We start from the raw sequence: 18,433 nt of genomic DNA, 5'->3' as shown, positions 1-18,433 counted from the left end.
CACCCGCATTGGGTGATTGGAACTGACGGTCCCTAGGATGCGGCGGTGATCACCCTTACCAAGAAACGACGGACGGCCCGCGGAGCCGCCCTGCTCGGGGCGCTGACGATAGTCGCCGGCACCGTGCTCGGCACCCTGCCCGCGCACGCCGACGAGCCCGGGGCCCCGCCCGCCGCGACCGAAGCGCCCAAGGTCGACCTCGTCCTGGACGGGTCGGGGTCGATGCGGACCGCCGACATCCAGGGCAAGAGCCGGATCGCGGTCGCCCAGCAGTCCATCAACGAGGTCATCGACGCACTGCCCGACGAGACCGAGTTCGGCCTGCGCACCCTCGGCGCGACCTACCCCGGCAGCGACCAGAAGGAAGGCTGCAAGGACACCAAGCAGCTCTTCCCCGTCGGCAAGACCAACAAGGTCGAGGCCAAGACCGCCGTCGCCACCGTCCGCCCGACGGGCTGGACCCCGATCGGCGTGGCGCTGCGCGCCGCCGCCCAGGACCTCGGTACCGGCCCGACCACCCGCCGGATCGTGCTGATCACCGACGGCGAGGACACCTGCGCCCCGCCCGACCCGTGCGACGTGGCCCGCGAACTCGCCAGCCAGGGCATCCACCTGGTGGTCGACACCCTCGGACTGGCGCACGACGACAAGACCCGCCAGCAACTGCTGTGCATCGCCAACGCGACCGGCGGCACCTTCACCGACGTCCGCACCCAGGAACAGCTGACCCAGCGCGTCAAGCAGATCGTCACCCGCGCCCAGGACACCCACACCATCACCCCCGCGAAGGTGACCGGCGCCGAACAGTGCCCCAACGCGCCGATCCTGGCGCCCGGCGTGTACAGCGACCGGGAGAAGTTCTCCGAGCACCGGGTGTACCGGGTGCCGGTGAAGGCCGGCCAGGAACTGCGCGCCTCGGTCAGCGTCACCCCGGACCGGGCCGTCGCCCGTGACTACGGGGTCCTGTTGCAGGCCACCGACAGCAGCGGCCAGGAACTGGTCCGCGGCAGCGACGCCGGCTCCGGCCGCACCGACGTGGCGTCCACCGGCGTCCGCTGGTCCGCGCCCGGCACCGACTCGGCCTCCCCGTCGGCGAGTTCCGGCACCAAGGCGAGCACCGACCGCACCGTCTGCCTGATCGTCAGCAACTCCTTCGCCGGCCAGGCCGCCACACAGGCCGCCGACCCCGGACTGCCGCTGGAACTGACCGTCGACGTCGCCGCCGCCTCCCCCGCGCCCGACGGCGCCGCGATGGGCCTCGGCCGCGGCTGGATCCTGCTCGGTGTGCTCACCCTGGCCGGCCTGCTCGCCGGTCTGATCTTCGGCTGGCTGGCACGCTGGCGGATCGCCGTCTGGCGGGAGAACTGACGATGCGCAAGCTCTTCACCCTCGCGGCCCCGGCCGCCGCGCTCACCGGCCTGCTCCTGCTCGCCCCCTCCGCGAGTGCGGCTTCGCCGTCGCCCTCGCCGTCCGCGAGCGGCGGCACCAAGCCGGTACTCAACTCGGTCGGCACCAGCTTCCTCACCGCCACCACGCTGGCCGCCGGCCAGGACGCGGACGTGCCGGTCTCCACCGGCGACTACCTGTACTGGGCGTTCCCGGCCGCCGAAGGCCAGACCGCCACCGTCCAGGTCAAGGTCACCCTCCCGGACGCCGCCGACCGGCACGGCGCACAGACCTGGACCGTCGAACTCTTCGACGGCCTGCGCCGCCGCCAGGCCTGCACCGCAGGACCGCAGAACGGCAGCGCCGAACAGAGCGCCACCACCATCGCCCTGAGCTGCACCCTGCGGCAGATCCGCTCCTGGGCCGAGCCCTGGTCCGGCGACCCGCTGCCCGGCACCTACTACATCCGGCTCTCCACCAGCGACATCCCGCAGCAGGACCTCGGCCTCGCCTCCCAGGTCCACGTGCACGTCGCCACCACGGGCGGCCTCAACGACGCCCAGCCCGAAGGCGGGTCGCTGAAGGCCCCGCTCGTCCCGCCGGTCAACGCCGGCTCCACCGCGAGCGGGCCGGCGGCGACGCCCGCCCCCAGCGCGAGTGCCGCGTACGCGGCGGCCCCCACCGCGGAAGAGACCCACTGGTACTCGGACCTCTTCTCCGGCTGGAACACCCGCTGGTGGTGGACCGCCGCAGGCGGCATCCTCGCCGCCCTCGCCGGCGTCCTCGGCTACACCCTCACCCGCCACCCGCGCGGACACCGGCCGCACCACCATCACCACCAGCCGCACATGCCGGAATAGAGCTGCACAACCCTGGGAGAGCACCACCAGGGGCGTGGGGAACTGCGAGGGTGCGCAACCAGGGAGAGCACCACCAGGGGCGCGGGGAACTGCGCGAGGCGGAAGGCACCCGACCGCAAGATCGCGACGCAGGACAATGACCTGCACTTGATCGCGACCTTGCGGACGTGGTGAGCGCTTGTCGCGCAGTTCTCCCCCAGCCCTAGCGGGCCGGGAGGTACCCCCACGCGCCCCTGTTTTCGCGCCCATCCGCTCTCGTGCTACCCCTGAGCTCCGCGAGAATCCGCATCGCCGACATCCCCAGATCCGCCGGAACGGCCGTCCCGGGTGCGAAGTGGCGCTTGAGGACGTCCTCGGTGTAACGCCGGCACTTCTGGTGCCAGTTGAGGACTGCGGCCATCCAGTCCTCCAGCTCGTGGACGTACCCGTCGAGTGCCTCCGAAGCCTCCCCCTCGATGCCGAAGTCCTGCTTCAGCAGCGGCAGTTCGCCCTCCACCACGTGCTGGAACTGGCTCAGCCGGGAGCCCATCAGGTCGGCGACGATGTCCACCGCCACGGGGTACTCGCAGGAGAAGAAGTTCTCCACCACCCGGACCAGGTTGTGGAACTCCCCCTCGTACTCGATCTCCTTCTGGTACGAGTGCAGGTCGTTGACCAGGCAGGCGTAGTCCGCCGCCGAGTTCTCGATCGCCCGCATGGTGCCGCTCAGGTACACCTCCTCGGGGATCACCTCCCCGCGCCCGAGCCGGGACAGGCTCATCGTCAGGTCGGAGCCGAATGTCGCACGCCGCATCTCGATGTAGTCGACGGGGTCCGGGATGCGGTTCTGCGCGCCGTTGGCCAGCTCCCACAGCCAGCTGTCGATCATGTCGCCGACGGCCTTGCGGAACTTGGCCCGGGCGGAGGTGGAGAAGGGCACGATGGTGCGCTGCCAGAGGTCGGCGAGGCCGGCCTCCAGTGCGTTGCGCGGCGGGAAGGGGAGGCTTCCGTCGAGCGTCATCAGCGCGTACAGCCGCTCGTTGGTGAGCTTCGCGCCGGCGAGGTCGCGGGGGGCGCCGAAGACCGGGGGGTAGTAGTCGTCGGCGTAGGTGCCCCAGGTGAGCCAGGCGGAGCTGAGGTCGAGCTCGGCGGGGGTGCCGTCGGGGTCGATGCCGGCGGCGCACAGCGGGAAGTCGTAGTCGCGGAGCTTCTGTTCGGTCCAGATGTCGGAGGCGGGGACGCCGGGCTCGGGGTCGAGCAGGCCGAACTCGCGGGCCCAGTGGACGACGTTCTCGCGGGAGGCGTCCAGGTGCGGGTTGAGCGAGACGGCGTACGGCATCGGGAAGTCGGGCATCCGCGAGGGCCCGACCTTGCGGTGCGGGGTGTGGGCGAAGCTGCGCAGGCCGCGGATGCCCGCCGCGAGGCGGATGTTGGCGGCGGAGGTGCCGAGTCCCCTGGGGCCGAGGGCGGGGGCTGCCGCGCCTCCGCCGTTCATGTAGCGGCTGGAGCGCATGTGCCATACGTGGCCGCCGGACTGCCAGTCCTGCATGCCCTTGACGTACGCCAGGACGCGGGCGATCTCCTCCGGGCCGAGTGCGTACTCGGCGAACAGGCCCGGGAGTTCGGTGAGCGCGGTGTTCTCGAACTGCTGGAGGCGGGAGGTGAGCAGGTCGTTGACCGCGTTCGCGGCCTCCTGCGTGGAGCAGCCGAGGAAGGTCTCCAGCACCAGGACGCCGTTGGAGAGTTCGCCTTCCTCGCCGATCTCGCGCTCGTAGGAGAACAAGTCGTTGCGCAGGTGCACGCCGTCGGAGAAGGCGTCCCGCAGGACCCGCAGCGGACGGGAGTACGCGACCGCCTCGGGCACCTCGGCCTGCGCGGCGTACTCGACCAGGCCGGCCGACCAGGGGGCGCCGCCGACCTTGCGGCGCATCTCGATGTACTCGACGGGGTTGGAGACCCGGCCCTCGTTGATGTTGGAGAGCTCCCAGAGGGACTCGTTCAGCAGGTTCCGGGTGGATTCGGCGAACCGGGCCCGCCAGTCGGCCGACATGTGCGGGACGGTGCGCTGCCACAGGTCCGCCAGGCCCGCCTCGACCGGGTTGGTGGCCTCGGGGAAACCGTCGGCGAGGTCCATCGGCATGAAGGCGGGCAGCCGGTCCAGGTAGGCCTTGCCGCCCTCGCGGTCGAGGGTGCGCTTGAAGATCTCCAGGAAGTGGTCGTCGAAGAAGAAGACCCAGGTGTACCAGTCGGTGACGAGGTCGAGTGCCTCGCTGTCGCAGTCGGGGTGGGTGTAGGAGCAGAGCAGCGCGTAGTCGTGCGAGTCGAGATCGTGCTCCTCCCAGATGCCCGATCCCTCCAGCATGCCGAAGTCGCGCGCCCACTCCTTGGTGTGCACCCGCGCCTTCTCGTAGTGCGGGTTGATGCGCGCCGGGTACGGCACGTAGAAGTCCGGCAGTTCGAACGGCTGAGCCACTGGGTCCCGCCCCTTTTTCGACGACAGAGATCGGCGCGATGCCTAACGAGCCCTCCGACCCTCGGTCACCGGTACCCAACTCTGCCGCCCGGACGCCACAATCCACTCGTTCGAGTGAACTCCCGGATGATCTCCTGGCCTTGGGCGCTGTCAGACCCCTCCGACAGACTGTCACCGCCCGTGCCCCCGCACCCCGGAGGAGCTCCGCATGGCGTTCACCGACGAGACCTGGCGTCTGATGCGCGGCGACGGCCTGGTCGGCGAGATCCGCATCACCGACGCCGACTTCCCCTGGCTGTACGGAGACTTCCTGCCCGGCCCCGGCTGGCCCGCGGCCGAACCCGACTTCGCCGAGAACCGCCGGCTGAACCAGGCCGAGGAGTGGGAGGCCTGGGACCAGCACTACACCGAGCTGGAGAAGAGGTACACCCTGCACGCCCCGGAGGGCCCGGTCGCCGAGTTCCTGCTGCACATCAAGCCACCGCACGCGTGGTTCCGCTTCAGCGAGGAGCCGTTCGAGGACGACTGACGCCCCGTCCCGTCAGGCCTGTGGCTGGAAGACCCGGGCCTGAGCCGGGTCGCTGCTCCAGTCGACCTGCCAGCCGCGGCTCGCGGCCAGGGCGGCCAGCCCGCCGAGGCCGATGCCCCGGTAGTAGCGCCGCCGGATGCTCGTGCTGGGCACCAGATCCTTGCCCTTGTACTTGTAGCGGTACTTCGCGTTGTGCCCCAGGCGCGACCGCACCCTGGCCAGCCCCTGCTCGATGCCCCGGTCGAGTGCCCGCGCGGCCCAGGCCTCCCACTCCTCGCGGGTGCCGCGCCGCTCCAGGCGGTAACGGCTCGGCGTGAGCACGAACTTGGACGCGCCGGGCTCGGCCGTTCCGTCGAGCGCCACCGAGCCGTCCAGGAAGTCCCAGGTGATCCGGAACGGCAGCCAGAACCACTGCAGGCCGAACTGGAGCCGCAGCCCGAACGCGGAGCGCCGCGGCAGCGGGCCGGTGCGGGTGCCGGGCGGGGCCGGGGGGTGCCAGGTGCTCATCCGAATGCCTCCAGGATCTCCGCGTCGAGGCTGCGGGCCCGGGCGGTGCACGCGCCGAGCCGCAGTTCGATCTTCGAATACCGGGCGCAGGCTACCTTCCGCCGCCGAGGGGGCCGGCCGGCGGGGCGTCAGGGCAGCGCGAGCGTGAGCGGCCGCGCGGGGCTGCCGGGGTCGAGGCGGTAGCTCCAGTCGGCGGGCACCAGCAGGCACTGGGCGGCGCGCAGGCGCAGCGTGCTGCGGCCGGCGGCGGAGCCGGGGGGTGGGCTCAGCTGGATCTCCGCGGCGCCGCGCCGTTGCACCAGCAGCACCGCGACGTGGCCGCGCCGCCACGGCCCGGCGGGACGGTCGGCGACGGCCCGTACGGGGCGGGCCAACTCCCGTTCCAGTGCGGCGGCCAGCGCGTCGGCGGAGCCGTCCGGAGAGGGCTCCTGTTCGCTCCACATCAGCGCCGGGGCGGAGCGGGCGGTGCCGCCCCGCAGGAAGGCCGCCAACTCGGCCACCTGGCCGTCCTGTTCCGGGGACGGCCGGTCCTCCTCCTCGTACCACTGCACGACTGCCACCCTTCCGGAGCGGGCACCGAGCCGTCTCGGGGACCGTCGAGCCATCCTGGGGCGCCGTCAAACCTGGCGGACAGTCACGAGATCGCGCGACACCGGCCCGGTGCGACGGCCGCCCGGCGAGGTGCGGCCTTTCGCCCGGTTCGATCTGTTTCGTCCCCTGGTCACTTTGCTGCCAGCGCAGTTGATGAGGTGGGCACCCGGTGGTCCCGGGCCTACCCGCCGGACATGCTGGATGCAGGCCGATCAACACCGGGCGCCACGCCCGACAGGCCCGTTCCCCACACCGCAACCGCCCTCGGAGGCCCCCCATGAAGCGCGCCCTCGCCCTCGCCGCCGTCACCGTCGCGGCCCTGTTCGCCGCCGTTTCCCCGGCCTCCGCCGACACCGCCCCGGCCGCCCCCACCACGCTGCAGCAGCAGCTGCCGACCGAGCTGCCCACCACCCCGCTGGGCGGGGACACCTCGTGGGGCGGCGCCTGCGAGACCCCCAACTGCCAGCCCTGGAACTGACCCCCGCTGCCACCTCGACCTCCGGGAGTTCCCACCATGCACACCTCCACCGTCCAGCAGCCCGCTGCCGCCATCGAGTTCAGTCGCCGCGAGCTCCAGGTCCTGCACCTGGTCGGCGAGGGCGCCAGCTACGCGACGATCGCCCGCCGGCTGGGGCTCAGCCCGCACACCGTGGACACCTACCTGCGCCGGATCCGCGCCAAGTCCGGTGTCAGCTCGCAGGTGCAGCTCGCCCTGCTGGCCTCCCGGCTGCCCGCACTGGCGGCCGCCTGAGGAGGCAAGGGGGGTGCAGCTGGGTGCACCCCGGCCGGGCAGGTGGCTGCAATGGCACGGGCCGCCCCACCCGGGATCGTCATGGGTGACAGGACGATCCCGACCGAGAGGCGAACTCCCATGCGCAACACCCGGACCGGCTGGTTCGGCCCCGCCGCGCTCTTCCTCGCGGTGGCCTTTCCGGCCGCCGGCCTGCTGGGCGCCGTCCAGCCGCTCACCGGACTGCCCGACGAAGTCCTCCAACTGACCCAGTTCGGCCCGGCGTTGGGCGTGGCCGCGGTCGCCCTGATGCGGCCGTCGCAGGTGTGGGGCCTGCTGACGGCCGGCGGGGCGCGCGGCCCGCGCGGGCCGCTGCTGCTCAGCGCCCTGGCGATCACCGCGCTGGCGGTGGCCGGCGCGCTGCTGCTGCACGGCAGCGTCCCGGTGCGCGACCCGGGTTCGCTGGCCGCCCCGTTCGGGGTGATCGTGGTGGCCCAACTGGTCGGCGCGTGCGGCGAGGAGATCGGCTGGCGCTGCCTGCTGCAGCCACTGCTGCGCACCCGTTTCGGGCCGCTCGGCTCGTCCGCCGCGGTCGGCCTGCTCTGGGGCTGCTGGCATGTGCAGGTGTTCGCGCAGGCCCCGGCGTACGCGGCCGGGTTCCTGGCGGCGACGGTCGCCATGTCGATGCTGCTCGGCCTGGCCTGGGAGCGGATCGGCGCCCACCGGCTGCTGCTCGCCGGCGGCTTCCACACCCTGGTGAACCTGGGCATGCTGCTGTTCCTGGACGAGGAGTCCGGCGCGGTGGAGCCGATGCTGCTGTTCGGCGCGGCGGGCGTGCTGGTCGCGCTGCCCTGGGTCCTGGCCGACCGCCGCCCGGCCCGTACGGATAGGCTCGCGACGACATGACGGACCGACAGATGCGCATCCCGGGACCACTGGTCGCTCTCGGCCGGTGCCAACGACTGTCCCTGGACGCCCTGGTGACGTCCCTGCGCTCGCTCGCGGTGCTCGGCGCGCTGATGCTGCTGCCGGTCGGCCTGGGTCTGCTGCTGCTGCCGTCCGCGGCCGGCCTGCTGCGCCGCGGCAGCGACCGCAAACGCGACCGCACCGCCCGCTGGACGGGCACCGTGATCGACCCGCCCGAACCGCTGCCCGCCGCCCCGACCGTCACCGGCCGGGCGGTGGCGGTGCTCGGCTCCCACGCGTTCTGGCGCGACCTCGCCTGGTGCTGCTTCGGCCCGTGGACCACCGGCCTGCTGGTCGCCGTCCCGCCGACGCTGGTCGGTTTCGGCCTGTTCGGCGCGCTGGTGCAGCCGTTCATCTGGCAGTACCTCGGCCCGGACAACTGGTACGCCTTCGTCCCGGTGGAGTCCACCGCCACCGCGCTCACCGCCGCCGCGCTCGGCCTGGCCTTCGTCGCGGCGGGCCTGTGGCTGGCCGTCCGGGTGCTGGTCCGCTACGGCGAGTGGACCGGCCGCCTGCTGGGCGACCCGTACGCGACCCGGCTGGAGCGCCGGATCGGTCAGCTGACGGACAGCCGCGCCGACGCCCTCGACACCCAGGCCGCCGAACTGCGCCGGATCGAACGCGACCTGCACGACGGCGCGCAGGCCCGGCTGGTCGCCCTCGGCCTGACCCTCGACCAGGCCGACCGGCTGGTCGACAGCGACCCGGCCGCCGCCCGCCGGCTGCTCGGCGAGGTCCGGGCCAGCTCCGAGCGGGCCCTGCAGGAACTGCGCGACCTCGTGCACGGCATCCTCCCGCCGGTGCTCGCCGACCGCGGCCTGCCCGACGCCGTCCGCTCGCTCGCCCTGGACGCCTTCCTGGACGTCGAGGTGGACGCCGACCTGCCCGGCCGGCTGCCCGCCGCCGTCGAGGGCGCCGCCTACTTCGCGATCGCCGAACTGCTCGCCAACGCGGGCAAGCACTCCGGCGGCAGCACCGTACGGATCCGGCTGCGCTGCGCCGACGGCCTGCTGCGGGCCACCGTCACCGACGACGGCCGCGGCGGCGCCGACCCGTCCGGCGGCAGCGGCCTGGCCGGGGTACGCCGCCGACTGGCCGCCTTCGACGGCACCCTCGCCCTGGTCAGCCCGCCGGGCGGACCGACCACCGCGACCCTGGAGCTCCCGTGCGCGTCGTCCTCGCCGAAGACCTCTTCCTCCTCCGTGACGGCCTGAGCCGCACCCTCACCGAACACGGCTTCGAGGTCGTCGCCGCCGTCGACAACGGCCCCGAACTGCTGCGCGCCCTGCGCGAGCTGCGCCCCGACGTGGCCGTCGTCGACATCCGCCTGCCGCCCACCCACACCGACGAGGGCCTGCAGGCCGCGCTCACCGTCCGCCGCGAACGCCCCGGCCTGCCGGTGCTGGTGCTGTCCCAGTACGTGGAGCAGCTGTACGCGCAGGAGCTGCTCGCCGACGGGCAGGGCGCGGTCGGCTACCTGCTCAAGGACCGGGTCACCCACACCGCGCAGTTCATCGACGCCGTCCGCACCGTCGCCTCCGGCGGCACCGTGATGGACCCGCAGGTGATCGCCCGTCTGATGGCCCGCTCCACCGCCCGCGGCACCACCGCCGACCTGTCGCCCCGCGAACTCGACGTGCTGCGCCTGATGGCCGAGGGACGCTCCAACGCCGCCGTGATGGCCGAACTGCACATCGGCGAGAGCGCGGTGGCCAAGCACACCGCCGCGATCTTCGGCAAGCTCCGGATCGACAACACTCCGGACGCCAACCGCCGGGTGCTGGCCGTACTCGCCTACCTGAAGCGCTGATGCCCCGGCGCCGGGCGGTCGGGCTCGTAGAGTCCTGAGGGTCCGCCGCCCGCCGAGCCCGGAGTTCCCCCCTTGCTCGCCGAACCGTCACCCGCGCCGCCACTGCCGCCCACCGCCGGTGCGGGCCGAGGCGGCCGGGCCCGGGAGGCGTTCTTCGACAACGCCAAGCTGCTGGCCCTGGTCCTGGTGGTCTGCGGGCACTTCTGGGAGCCGCTGGCCCGGCAGCCCGGGCACCGGGCGGTGCACGCGGCGTACCTGCTGGTGTACGCCTTCCACATGCCGGTGTTCGTGTTCGTCTCCGGCTGGTTCTCCCGCTCCTTCACCGCCCGGCCTGGCCAGGTCGACCGGCTGATCGGCGGCGTGCTGGCGCCCTACCTGCTGTGGACCACGCTGCTCGGCGGATTCACGGTGTGGCTGGACGGCCGGCCGTTCCGCCTGGACCTGCTCACCCCCGCCTGGGTCACCTGGTTCCTGCTGTCGCTGTTCCTGTGGCGGCTGAGCGCACCGCTGTGGCGGCAGTTGCGCGCGCCGGTCACCGTCGCCGTCGCGATCGCGCTGCTCGCCGGGGCCCTCCCGCTCACCCCGCAGCTGTCGATCGGCCGGACCCTCCAGTTCCTGCCGTTCTTCGTCGCCGGCCTCACCCTCGACCGCGACCGGGTCCTCGCCCTGCGCGGCCACCGCGCCCTGCGGATCGCGGCCGTCCCGTTGTTCGCGCTCGCCGCCGTCGCCGCGTACTGGGCGGTGCCGCGCCTGGACGCCGCTTGGCTGTACCGCAGCACGAGCGCCGCCGGCCTGCACTCCGGGTACCTGCACTGGGCGGCCCTCTCGCTGGCCCTGGGCATCGCCGGGGCGGTGCTCGGCACGGCCTTCCTCGCCCTCATGCCCGCCCGGCACGCCTGGTTCACGACGCTCGGCGCGGCGGGCCCGTCCGCCTTCCTGGTCCACCCCTTCCTCCAGCTCATCCTGGTCCACCGGGGCGCCTACGACGGGGCCTTCCTCGCCTCCCCGGCGGGCCAACTCGCCCTCACCGCCGGGGCCGCCGCGCTCACCCTGCTGCTCTCCACTCCCCCGGTGACCCGCCTGCTGCGGCCGCTGCTCGCCCCGCGGCTCGGCCTGCTGCTGCGCCGGTAGCCGTTCGCCCCCGGAAGCCGGTCCGCCGCCCGCCGGTGATCGCTAAGCTGCCGGGGCGGTGGTGGAACGATCACGGAGGAACGGCTTGCTGGGCGAGTGGATCAGGGTGCCGGTCGGCGACGACTCCGCCCGGTGGACCACCCGGGGCGAATGCCGGCGGGTCCTGCTGGTGGCGCACAACGTCACCTCGGCGACCCGGCTGCTCGACGTGGTCGGCCTGTTCCGCGACGATCTGCGCATCCAACTGCTGGCCACCTGCCCGGGCAGCTCCCCGTTCCGCTCCGGCCTGCCCGAACTCCTCCACGCCCTGGGCATCCCGGTCGTCCCCTGGGAGCAGGCCCTCGACCTCGCTCCCGAGTTGGCGATCTCGGCCAGCTTCGGCGGTCAACTCCACGAGCTCAAAAGCCAGTTGATCGTCCTTTCGCACGGCGTTGGCTACAATAAGAAGCTGGCAACACCGGACACCGGACACCGGACACCGGACACCGGGGAGTCGGGGGCCGGGGCGCCGGTGTTCGGGCTGTCGCGCGAGTGGCTGCTCCACGACGGGGTTCCGGTCGCCGATGCGCTGGTGCTGTCCCACCCCGACCAGCTCGACCGTCTCGCGGCGGCCTGCCCGGAGGCGGCCCACACGGCGGTTCTCGGCGGTGACCCGTGCTTCGACCGCATCCTCGCGGCCCGCCCCCGCCGCGACGCGTTCCGCCGGGCCTTCGGCGTCCGGCCGAACCAGCGCCTGATCGTCCTCAACTCGACCTGGAACCCGACCTCCCTGTTCGGCGACGGCGGCGCGGAGGACGTCCTGCCGCTGCTGCTCTCCCGGCTGCCCGAGCTGCCGCTGGACGAGTACCGGGTCGCCGTGGTGCTGCACCCCAACGTGTGGCACGGCCACGGTCCCGGCCAGGTCCGGCTCTGGCTCGACGGCGCCCGCCGGGCGGGGGCGACCCTGATCGACCCAGTAGCGGACTGGCGGCAGGCACTGATCGCCGCGGACGCCGTGATCGGCGACTTCGGCTCGGTGAGCTACTACGCGGCGGCGCTGGGCACCCCGGTGGTGCTGGCAGCCGCCGGTACGTCCGTCCTCGACGACGGCTCACAGGTCGCCGAGTTCGTCCGGGAGGCCCCGAAGCTCGATCCGCACGCGCCGCTCGCCCCGCAGCTGGCGGACCTGCTCGCCCGGGGTGCGGTGCCCGCCGGACCGGCCGAGCTGACCAGCTCCCGCCCGGGCGAGTCCGCCGGGCTGCTGCGCGCCCTGTTCCACCGTCTCCTCGACCTCCCCGAGCCGCCCGCACCCGCCCTGCTCGACCTGCTGCCCCTGCCCGCCCATCAGCCGCCCGTGGTGACGGCGCCCGTCCGGGTCCTGGCTCACCCCCGCGCGGACGGCACGGTCGGGATACGCCGCTTCGCCGGCCCCCGCTACGAGCCGGAGGGCCCCGGCACTGCCCAGCTGGTCGTGCACGAGGACACCCTGGACCCGGGCACCCTGGCCCTCGCCGACGTCATCCTCCGCCACGGTTCCCCCGACGACCCACGCCTCGACCCGCCGCTCGCCTGGGCCGAACGCACCCTGCGCCGTCACCGCGCCTGCACCCTGGCCGTCCAGATCACCGGCCCGACCACCTGCACGGCCCGCCACCGCTCCGGCGCGGCCGTGGAGTTGACCACCACCCCCGACGGCCTCGACCCGGCCACCGCCGCCTCCGCCCTGCTCGCCCTGGGCCCGACCGCACCGTCGCTGACCGTCCGCACCGGCGGGGCGGCTCACCGGGTGACGGTCACTCAGCTCCATTGACGCGCAGCGGCCCCGACTCACCGGGCGACGGTCACTCGCCCTCGTCCCCGCACAGCGAGCGCAGCACCGCCAGCGGCATCAGGTGGAACACCGCGCCGCCGCGCTCCAGCAGTACCCCGGCCTCGTCCAGCAGCGGCAGCGCCTGCGGCCCGTGCCCCTGGTCGATGAGCGTCTGGGCCAGGTCGGTGAGCGCGCGGGCGAGGTTGTACCCCTCCCCCGTGCCGCGGAAGAACGCCACCGCCTGCTCGATCGACGCCCGGGCCTCCTCGAACCGGCCCAGTCCGCGCAGCGCCCGGCCGCGGTGCCGGCCGAGCAGGGCGCGGGCCCGGGGCAGGTCGGCCTGTCCGCTGTCACCGTCCCCGATGCCGTCGAGCAGTCCGACGGCCCGGTCGAAGCACTCCAGTGCCTCGGCCCAGCGCCACTGGCGGAGCCTCAGCAGCCCGAGCGTCTCCACGGCGGTGGCCTGCCCGCGCAGGTGACCGTCCGCCCGTTCGACGTCTGCGGCCAGTACCAGCTGCTGCTCGGCCTCGCCGAACTCCTGCAACTCGGTGAGCGCCAGCGCGAGTTGGACGTGCATCCGGGCCGCCGTCGAAGCTCCGACAGCGGACGCGGCCCGCGCACCGGCGCGCAGCGCGGGCAGCAGCTCGTCGTGCCGCCCGGCCTTCAGCTGGACCGCCCACAGCGCCTCGACCAGCTGGCAGACCACCTCGGGCGCGGCGAACTCCTCGGCGGCGCACACGGCTTCCACCAGGTTGGGCAGCTCCGCCCCGAGTGCCGCCAGCGCCGCGGCCTCGTCGGGGTAGCCGTCCGGGCCGAGCTCCGCGTACAGCGGGCCGAGGTGCCAGCGCTGCGGGAGCGCCGCGTGGTCGGCCCGGACGGCGAGGCGCAGGTAGTGCTCGACGGTGCGCCGCACGGCAGCGGTGCAGGCCGCGAGGCCGTCCTCCCGCACCGCCGCCGCCTCGGCGTGCCGGCGGACGGCCGGGCGGTAGCGGTGGCGGCCGTCGAGCGCGGTCTCCAGCAGTCCGGCGGCGGCCAGTTCGTCCAGTGCCTCGACGGCCTCCGCCTCGGTCAGTCCGGTGGCGGCCGCGGCGGCGCCGGGGCCGATCGCGGGCCACTGGCGCAGCGCGCAACTGCGGTACACCAGAGCGCTGTTCGGCGTGAGGCGGGCGTACCGGTCGGCCGTCGCGGCCTCCACGGGGTCGGCGAAGACCTGCCCGGCGAGGGCCCGGGGCGCGGCCTCGCCCAGTACGGGGGCGGCGGCGCGCAGCGCGAACGGCGATCCGGCGCAGCGTTCCAGCACCCCGGGCAGGGTGGCCTTGGCGGCGCTGACGGCGTGTTTGCCGGCCAGGTCGGTGAGCAGCCGGCGGGCGTCCTTGTCGGCGAGCGGGCCGACGGGGATGTTCAGCGCGTCCAGCCCGGCCAGCGGGCGGCGCGCGGTGATGAGGGTGACCACGCCGGGTGCGGCGGTGAGCAGCGGCCGCACCTGGGCGGCCGAGTGCGCGTGGTCGAGGACGACCAGCAGCCGTCGCCCGGCCAGCAGTTGACCGAAGCGTTCGGCCCGGTCCTCGACGGTGGCGGGCAGCTGGTCGGCGGGTACGCCGAGCCGTTGCAGGAAGCGGCGCAGCACGGTCGCCGGGTCGGCGGCGCCCTGCGGTCCGGCGGCGCGCAGGTCGGCGTACAGCTGCCCGTCGGGGAACCGGTGGGTCTCCCGCCCTCCCCAGTGGATCGCCACCGCGCTGGTGCCGATGCCGTCCGGGCCGTGCAGCAGCACCTGCCGGGGCCGGCCGTCGGGCTTGCGGCCGGCTTCCTTGTCGAGTGCGGCGAGCGGCCCCTTGCGGTCGGTGAAGTACCGGGTGGAGACCGGCAGCAGCCGCGGCGCCGCATCGGCTGCCGTGCCCTCCCGGTCGGCCAGACCGGTCAGCCAGGCGGCCAGCGCCCGGGCGTGCGCGGGGTCCTTGCGCGCCCCCTCGACCAGCAGCCGGGCGAGCTCCTCGCGTTCCTCGGCCCCGGCGGGCGCCGTGAGCTGACGTCCGGTCACCCGCTGGGCCAGGTTGCCGATCGACTCCCACGCCCACTTCCCGGCCTCCCCGGCCATCGCCGACCCGACCGCGGCCAGCACCCCCGTGACCGCCGAGACCGACAGCGGATCGATCATGCCCACCCCTCAGAACCGTGCGCGAAGACCGCGACCTCCGCCCACTCCACCCGACGCGCCCAACGGTAGCCTGCACACCACCCTCCGTCAGCATGCCTTCCCGGCCCGCCCGGTCACTCCCCCCAGTCGTGGCGGGGCAGCCGGTCACCCAGGTCGGTGAAGAACCGTTGCGGCGTCCAGAGCTCGTGGTTGCCGATCACGAACAGCCGCCGCTTGGCCCGACTGACCGCCACGTTCAGCAGGTTGGGCCGCTTCGCCGCCCACTCGCGGGCGCCGGGTGAGCGCGGGTCGGTGCCGAGCACGAGGATGACCACGTTCGCCTCCTTGCCCTGGGTGGTGTGGACGGTGCCGACCCGGTCCCCCTTCATGAGCGGCCGGGCCGTCCGCCGGGCCCCGTCGACGACGGCCCGGAACGGGCTGATGACGTACGCCTCCTGGTCCAGGTCGATCCCGTGTTCCTGGAGTTTTTCGAGCATCTTCCGCAGCGCCAGCCCCTCGTCCGGGATCCAGTGCCCCTCGGAACGCGCGGAGCCGACGTGCACCCAGGAACTGCGCGGGCCGTAGGCATACGGCTCGGGGTAGTGGGTGCCGTTGACCATCAGGCCGTCGTAGGCGATCACGTTGCTGACCGTGAACATCGGGTTCTCGCACCGGCGGTGCACCCGCAGCGGGGCGCCGACCCAGACCTGCTGCGACCCGTCGGGGAGTTCGGCCGGCCGCGTGGTGCCGTACCGGGTGGCCCGGTCGGCCACCTGCTGGACGGAGGTCCAGCCCGGCAGCCACTCCTCGGCCACGCCGTACTGCCCGCGCAGCGCCTGCTGCGCGGTGAACGGGACGGTCACCACGGGCTCCAGCTGGAGCGGATCGCCGACCACGACGGCCCGGCGGGCCCGCCACAGGCCGCCGACCGCCATCTGCGGGCTCGCCTGGCCCGCCTCGTCGATGAACAGCCAGCCGAGCGCCTCGGGGCCGAGACCGGTGAACACCCGGTCCAGCGACGCGAAGGTGGTGGACAGCACCGGCACCACCAGGAACAGGCTCTGCCAGGCCGCCAGCCGGGCCTCCTCGGGGACGGATCCCGGGGCGGCCCCGCGCACCACGTCCATCGCGGCGCGCAGGTTCTCCAGCATGGTCCGGGCCGTGCACCTCAGGAAGGCCTTGTGCAGGCCGAGGGCGGCCAGGAAGACCTCGGTGCGGGCCGCGGAGATCTCCTCGTCGGCCCAGGGCGAGGACAGTTCGCGGGCCTCCTCGTCGTCCACCGCCGGGTCGGGAACGTGCCCGCCCCAGCGCTTGCGCCCCGACTCGGCCGCCTCCCGCATCGCGTCGGCGTCCGCCCGGGCCTGCTGCAGACCGGCCGTCAGCCGCCCGTACGCGTCCTCGGCCCGCGCCGCCGCGTCGGCGGCCTGCCGATGCCGGGAATGCGCCGCGTCGGCCTGTTCCAGCGCCAGCCGCTCGCGTGCGGCGTGCTGCTGGTCGAGGACGTTCCACTCGCGCGCGGCCCGGCCCATGGTGACCAGGGCGTCCACCAGTCCCGGGCGCCGCACGTGGTGGGCCTGCCGCAGCTCGGACACCCCGTCCAGGTGCCCCTGGGCCTCCCGCGCCGCGCTCTCCGCCGCACCCGCCTCCTGCCGGCTGCGGTCACGCAGCCCGGCGGCGGCACCGGTCTCCCGCTCCGCCCGGGCGACCCGGTCCAGGGCGTCGGGCGCCCCGCAGAGCGCCGTGGCGCAGGCCGCCCGCTCGGCGACCAGGCGCTCCACCTCGGACAGCGCCCGGACGAACCGTTCCTTGGCGTCCTTCCACACCCCCTGCTGCGACTCGCTCCGGTACCCGGACAGCAGGTGCGACAGGCCCTGCCCGGTGTCCTGCCAGCCCGTGCCCTTGACCGGCGGCAGGTCGGGGGCCTGCGGCAGCGTCGGGTCGTCGGGCAGGTACTTGCCGTGCCAGAGCCGGTTGACGAAGGCGATCCGGTTGGACTTGTTGCCGAGGTGCGCGGCGACCGTCCCCCAGGCCGGGGTGCCCTTGAGCAGGCGGGTGCCCTGTTCGGCGAAGTAGTCCGCGTCCTCGCGCCACTGCGGGGCCAGCGCGGCCCGCGCCGGGATCTCCTTGGAGATGTTCTCCACGGCGCCGTTGTTGGCCGAGGCGACCACCATCTCGAATCCGGTCAGCTCGGGCCGCAGCGGCACCACCTTGCGGGTGTACTCGCCGCTCTTCCACACCAGCGGCGTGCCCAGGAACGCCTCGGACGGCAGGCGCAGCGCGGCCAGCGCCCGGGCCCGCTCGACCACCCGGTCGGCGATCGCGTCGCGCAGCATGGTGGTCTTGCCGGTGCCGGGCGGGCCGTTCACCGAGAACACGCCCCCGGCGGACGTCAGTTCGGCCCTGATCGTGTTGACCGCGAACTGCTGACTCAGCGCCAGCGGATACTTGGCCGCAGCCGGCCAGCGCCCCGCGGGCGACCGCTCGGGCCCGACCTGACGCAGCGCGACCTCGGGGTGTTCCCGCAGGTCGATCCTGGCGGCGGTGTTCCGCTCCGCCGCCGGGGTCAGGTACTCGGCCAGCGCGCGGCCCGGGCGACGGGTACCGAGGGCCTTCGCGACGCGCGCCAGGTCGGCGGCGATGAAGCTGTTCAGGAAGTCCTGCTGGTCCGCGTCCTGCGCACGGTCCTTGCGCACCTGCACGCTGCGGATCCGCAGACCGGCCGGGGCGAGGCCGCGTTCGACCCGCCAGGCCTGCGCGAGGTCCCCGACGAAGCCGAGCAGGTCCGCCGCGTCCACCACCAGGCGGTCGGCGTCCTCCTGCGGCTCCTCGGCAACCTCCTGCGGCTCCGCCGGCTCCTCGGCGTCCCCGGGCCGGCGCCCCAGCCGGGCGGCGCGGCCCAGCCACTCGGCCTCGTCCTCGGGGAAGCCGTCCAGCCAGCCCGGACGGTTCACGTCCCGGGTCAGCGCCCGGCCGACCGCCCACCCGCAGGTCGAGATGACCGCGGAGTCGGGCAGCACCGACCCGAAGTCGTCCACGGTGAGCGCGAACAGCGCGCCCTGACTGTCCAGCCGCCCGTCGTGGCTCTCCGGGTCGCGGCCGAACACCTCCATCAGGGCGTTGCGCACCTGCGCGAGCGGAAACAGCCCGCCGTAGACCACGTGCTGCCAGGTGTGCCCGACCGCCGGCCTGGTCCGCCGCAACCAGTGACCGTCCTGCCACGGGAGCAGCCCGGTGGCGTCCAGCGCGTAGACCTTCTGCTTCTCGTCCGGCGCCGGCACCGCCTGAGCACTGAACAGTTCCACCGCCCGCCAGAACTCCACCACGGCCGCCGCCTGTTCGACCCCGCCCGTCACGTCCGCCTCCCGTTTCGCCGCAACGCAAAAGTCCCGCCCGGGTGACCCGGGCGGGACTTCTGTTGGTGGGGTGTTCACGAGTGCAGCTGACCAGCCGGGCGCGATGGTGGTTGAAGATCGCTTCCCATCATCGGGTTGATCGCTTCCCGAATCGCGGCCGTGTCATCTGGCCGGCGAGCGGCTGCCAGTAGCAGT

Annotated in this window: 15 protein-coding genes; 10 read left to right on the top strand and 5 right to left on the bottom strand. The window is 73.9% G+C overall.

Annotation, left to right across the window (positions count from 1 at the left end):
- Window positions 1-45 precede the first annotated feature (45 nt).
- Window positions 46-1,368, top strand: coding sequence for a VWA domain-containing protein (locus ACFV18_RS05760; protein WP_380479651.1), 1,323 nt, complete (start codon window positions 46-48; stop codon window positions 1,366-1,368).
- A 2-nt stretch (window positions 1,369-1,370) separates the two neighbouring features.
- Window positions 1,371-2,246 (top strand): peptidase, encoded by an 876-nt coding sequence (locus ACFV18_RS05755; RefSeq protein ID WP_380479649.1) that lies wholly within the window; start codon window positions 1,371-1,373, stop codon window positions 2,244-2,246.
- A gap of 202 nt (window positions 2,247-2,448) precedes the next feature.
- Here the strand turns inward: ACFV18_RS05755 and ACFV18_RS05750 are convergent, their stop codons facing one another.
- Window positions 2,449-4,698, bottom strand: coding sequence for a germacradienol/geosmin synthase (locus ACFV18_RS05750; RefSeq protein WP_380479647.1), 2,250 nt, complete (start codon window positions 4,696-4,698; stop codon window positions 2,449-2,451).
- 208 nt (window positions 4,699-4,906) lie between these two features.
- On the opposite strand from ACFV18_RS05750, the gene ACFV18_RS05745 reads away from it, so the two are divergent.
- Window positions 4,907-5,227 carry a hypothetical protein gene (locus tag ACFV18_RS05745; RefSeq protein ID WP_380479645.1) on the top strand — a complete coding sequence of 107 codons (321 nt, stop codon included), beginning with the start codon at window positions 4,907-4,909 and terminating at the stop codon, window positions 5,225-5,227.
- Window positions 5,228-5,239: 12 nt separating this feature from the next.
- Here ACFV18_RS05745 and ACFV18_RS05740 read toward each other — a convergent pair whose 3' ends face one another.
- Together ACFV18_RS05740 and ACFV18_RS05735 are read right to left on the bottom strand one after the other, a co-directional pair.
- Complete coding sequence (locus tag ACFV18_RS05740; protein ID WP_380479643.1) at window positions 5,240-5,734, bottom strand: hypothetical protein; 495 nt, start codon at window positions 5,732-5,734, stop codon at window positions 5,240-5,242.
- A 128-nt stretch (window positions 5,735-5,862) separates the two neighbouring features.
- On the bottom strand, window positions 5,863-6,285 hold the full coding sequence (locus ACFV18_RS05735; RefSeq protein WP_380479642.1) for a hypothetical protein: 423 nt from the start codon (window positions 6,283-6,285) through the stop codon (window positions 5,863-5,865).
- 317 nt (window positions 6,286-6,602) lie between these two features.
- Here ACFV18_RS05735 and ACFV18_RS05730 point away from each other — a divergent pair, with 317 nt between their 5' ends.
- The 7 genes from ACFV18_RS05730 (at window position 6,603) to ACFV18_RS05700 (ending at window position 12,751) form a co-directional block, all read left to right on the top strand.
- The gene (locus ACFV18_RS05730; protein ID WP_380479640.1) at window positions 6,603-6,803 is read left to right on the top strand and encodes a hypothetical protein; all 201 of its coding nucleotides are present in this window, start codon (window positions 6,603-6,605) and stop codon (window positions 6,801-6,803) included.
- A 36-nt stretch (window positions 6,804-6,839) separates the two neighbouring features.
- On the top strand, window positions 6,840-7,076 hold the full coding sequence (locus ACFV18_RS05725; RefSeq protein ID WP_380479639.1) for a response regulator transcription factor: 237 nt from the start codon (window positions 6,840-6,842) through the stop codon (window positions 7,074-7,076).
- 120 nt (window positions 7,077-7,196) lie between these two features.
- The gene (locus ACFV18_RS05720; RefSeq protein ID WP_380479637.1) at window positions 7,197-7,961 is read left to right on the top strand and encodes a CPBP family intramembrane glutamic endopeptidase; all 765 of its coding nucleotides are present in this window, start codon (window positions 7,197-7,199) and stop codon (window positions 7,959-7,961) included.
- Window positions 7,958-9,235, top strand: coding sequence for a sensor histidine kinase (locus tag ACFV18_RS05715; protein ID WP_380479635.1), 1,278 nt, complete (start codon window positions 7,958-7,960; stop codon window positions 9,233-9,235). The genes ACFV18_RS05720 and ACFV18_RS05715 overlap by 4 nt, the downstream gene beginning before the upstream one ends.
- Window positions 9,187-9,831 (top strand): response regulator, encoded by a 645-nt coding sequence (locus ACFV18_RS05710; protein WP_380479633.1) that lies wholly within the window; start codon window positions 9,187-9,189, stop codon window positions 9,829-9,831. Before ACFV18_RS05715 ends, ACFV18_RS05710 begins: the two co-directional genes overlap by 49 nt.
- Window positions 9,832-9,903: 72 nt before the next feature.
- Window positions 9,904-10,962, top strand: coding sequence for an acyltransferase family protein (locus tag ACFV18_RS05705; protein WP_380479631.1), 1,059 nt, complete (start codon window positions 9,904-9,906; stop codon window positions 10,960-10,962).
- 85 nt (window positions 10,963-11,047) lie between these two features.
- Window positions 11,048-12,751: a hypothetical protein gene (locus ACFV18_RS05700; RefSeq protein ID WP_380479629.1), complete on the top strand. Its 1,704-nt coding sequence runs from the start codon at window positions 11,048-11,050 to the stop codon at window positions 12,749-12,751.
- Between the two features lie 31 nt (window positions 12,752-12,782).
- Here ACFV18_RS05700 and ACFV18_RS05695 read toward each other — a convergent pair whose 3' ends face one another.
- Window positions 12,783-14,906 carry a tetratricopeptide repeat protein gene (locus ACFV18_RS05695; protein WP_380479627.1) on the bottom strand — a complete coding sequence of 708 codons (2,124 nt, stop codon included), beginning with the start codon at window positions 14,904-14,906 and terminating at the stop codon, window positions 12,783-12,785.
- A 113-nt stretch (window positions 14,907-15,019) separates the two neighbouring features.
- Window positions 15,020-18,238: a DEAD/DEAH box helicase gene (locus tag ACFV18_RS05690; RefSeq protein ID WP_380479626.1), complete on the bottom strand. Its 3,219-nt coding sequence runs from the start codon at window positions 18,236-18,238 to the stop codon at window positions 15,020-15,022.
- Window positions 18,239-18,433 lie beyond the last annotated feature (195 nt).

The sequence above is a fragment of the Kitasatospora sp. NPDC059673 genome, assembly GCF_042734215.1.
In the GTDB taxonomy this organism is placed as follows: Bacteria; Actinomycetota; Actinomycetes; order Streptomycetales; family Streptomycetaceae; genus Kitasatospora.
Note: the sequence above shows the minus strand (reverse complement) of the source record. Positions and strands in the feature narration are given on the sequence as shown.

Bases quoted from the DNA above. Each gene is read 5' to 3' on its own strand.
- ACFV18_RS05745 (WP_380479645.1), top strand. From the start codon at position 4,907: ATGGCGTTCACCGACGAGACCTGGCGTCTGATGCGCGGCGACGGCCTG.
- ACFV18_RS05730 (WP_380479640.1), top strand. From the start codon at position 6,603: ATGAAGCGCGCCCTCGCCCTCGCCGCCGTCACCGTCGCGGCCCTGTTC.
- ACFV18_RS05725 (WP_380479639.1), top strand. From the start codon at position 6,840: ATGCACACCTCCACCGTCCAGCAGCCCGCTGCCGCCATCGAGTTCAGT.
- ACFV18_RS05715 (WP_380479635.1), top strand. From the start codon at position 7,958: ATGACGGACCGACAGATGCGCATCCCGGGACCACTGGTCGCTCTCGGC.
- ACFV18_RS05740 (WP_380479643.1), bottom strand. From the start codon at position 5,734: ATGAGCACCTGGCACCCCCCGGCCCCGCCCGGCACCCGCACCGGCCCG.
- ACFV18_RS05755 (WP_380479649.1), top strand. From the start codon at position 1,371: ATGCGCAAGCTCTTCACCCTCGCGGCCCCGGCCGCCGCGCTCACCGGC.
- ACFV18_RS05720 (WP_380479637.1), top strand. From the start codon at position 7,197: ATGCGCAACACCCGGACCGGCTGGTTCGGCCCCGCCGCGCTCTTCCTC.
- ACFV18_RS05695 (WP_380479627.1), bottom strand. From the start codon at position 14,906: ATGATCGATCCGCTGTCGGTCTCGGCGGTCACGGGGGTGCTGGCCGCG.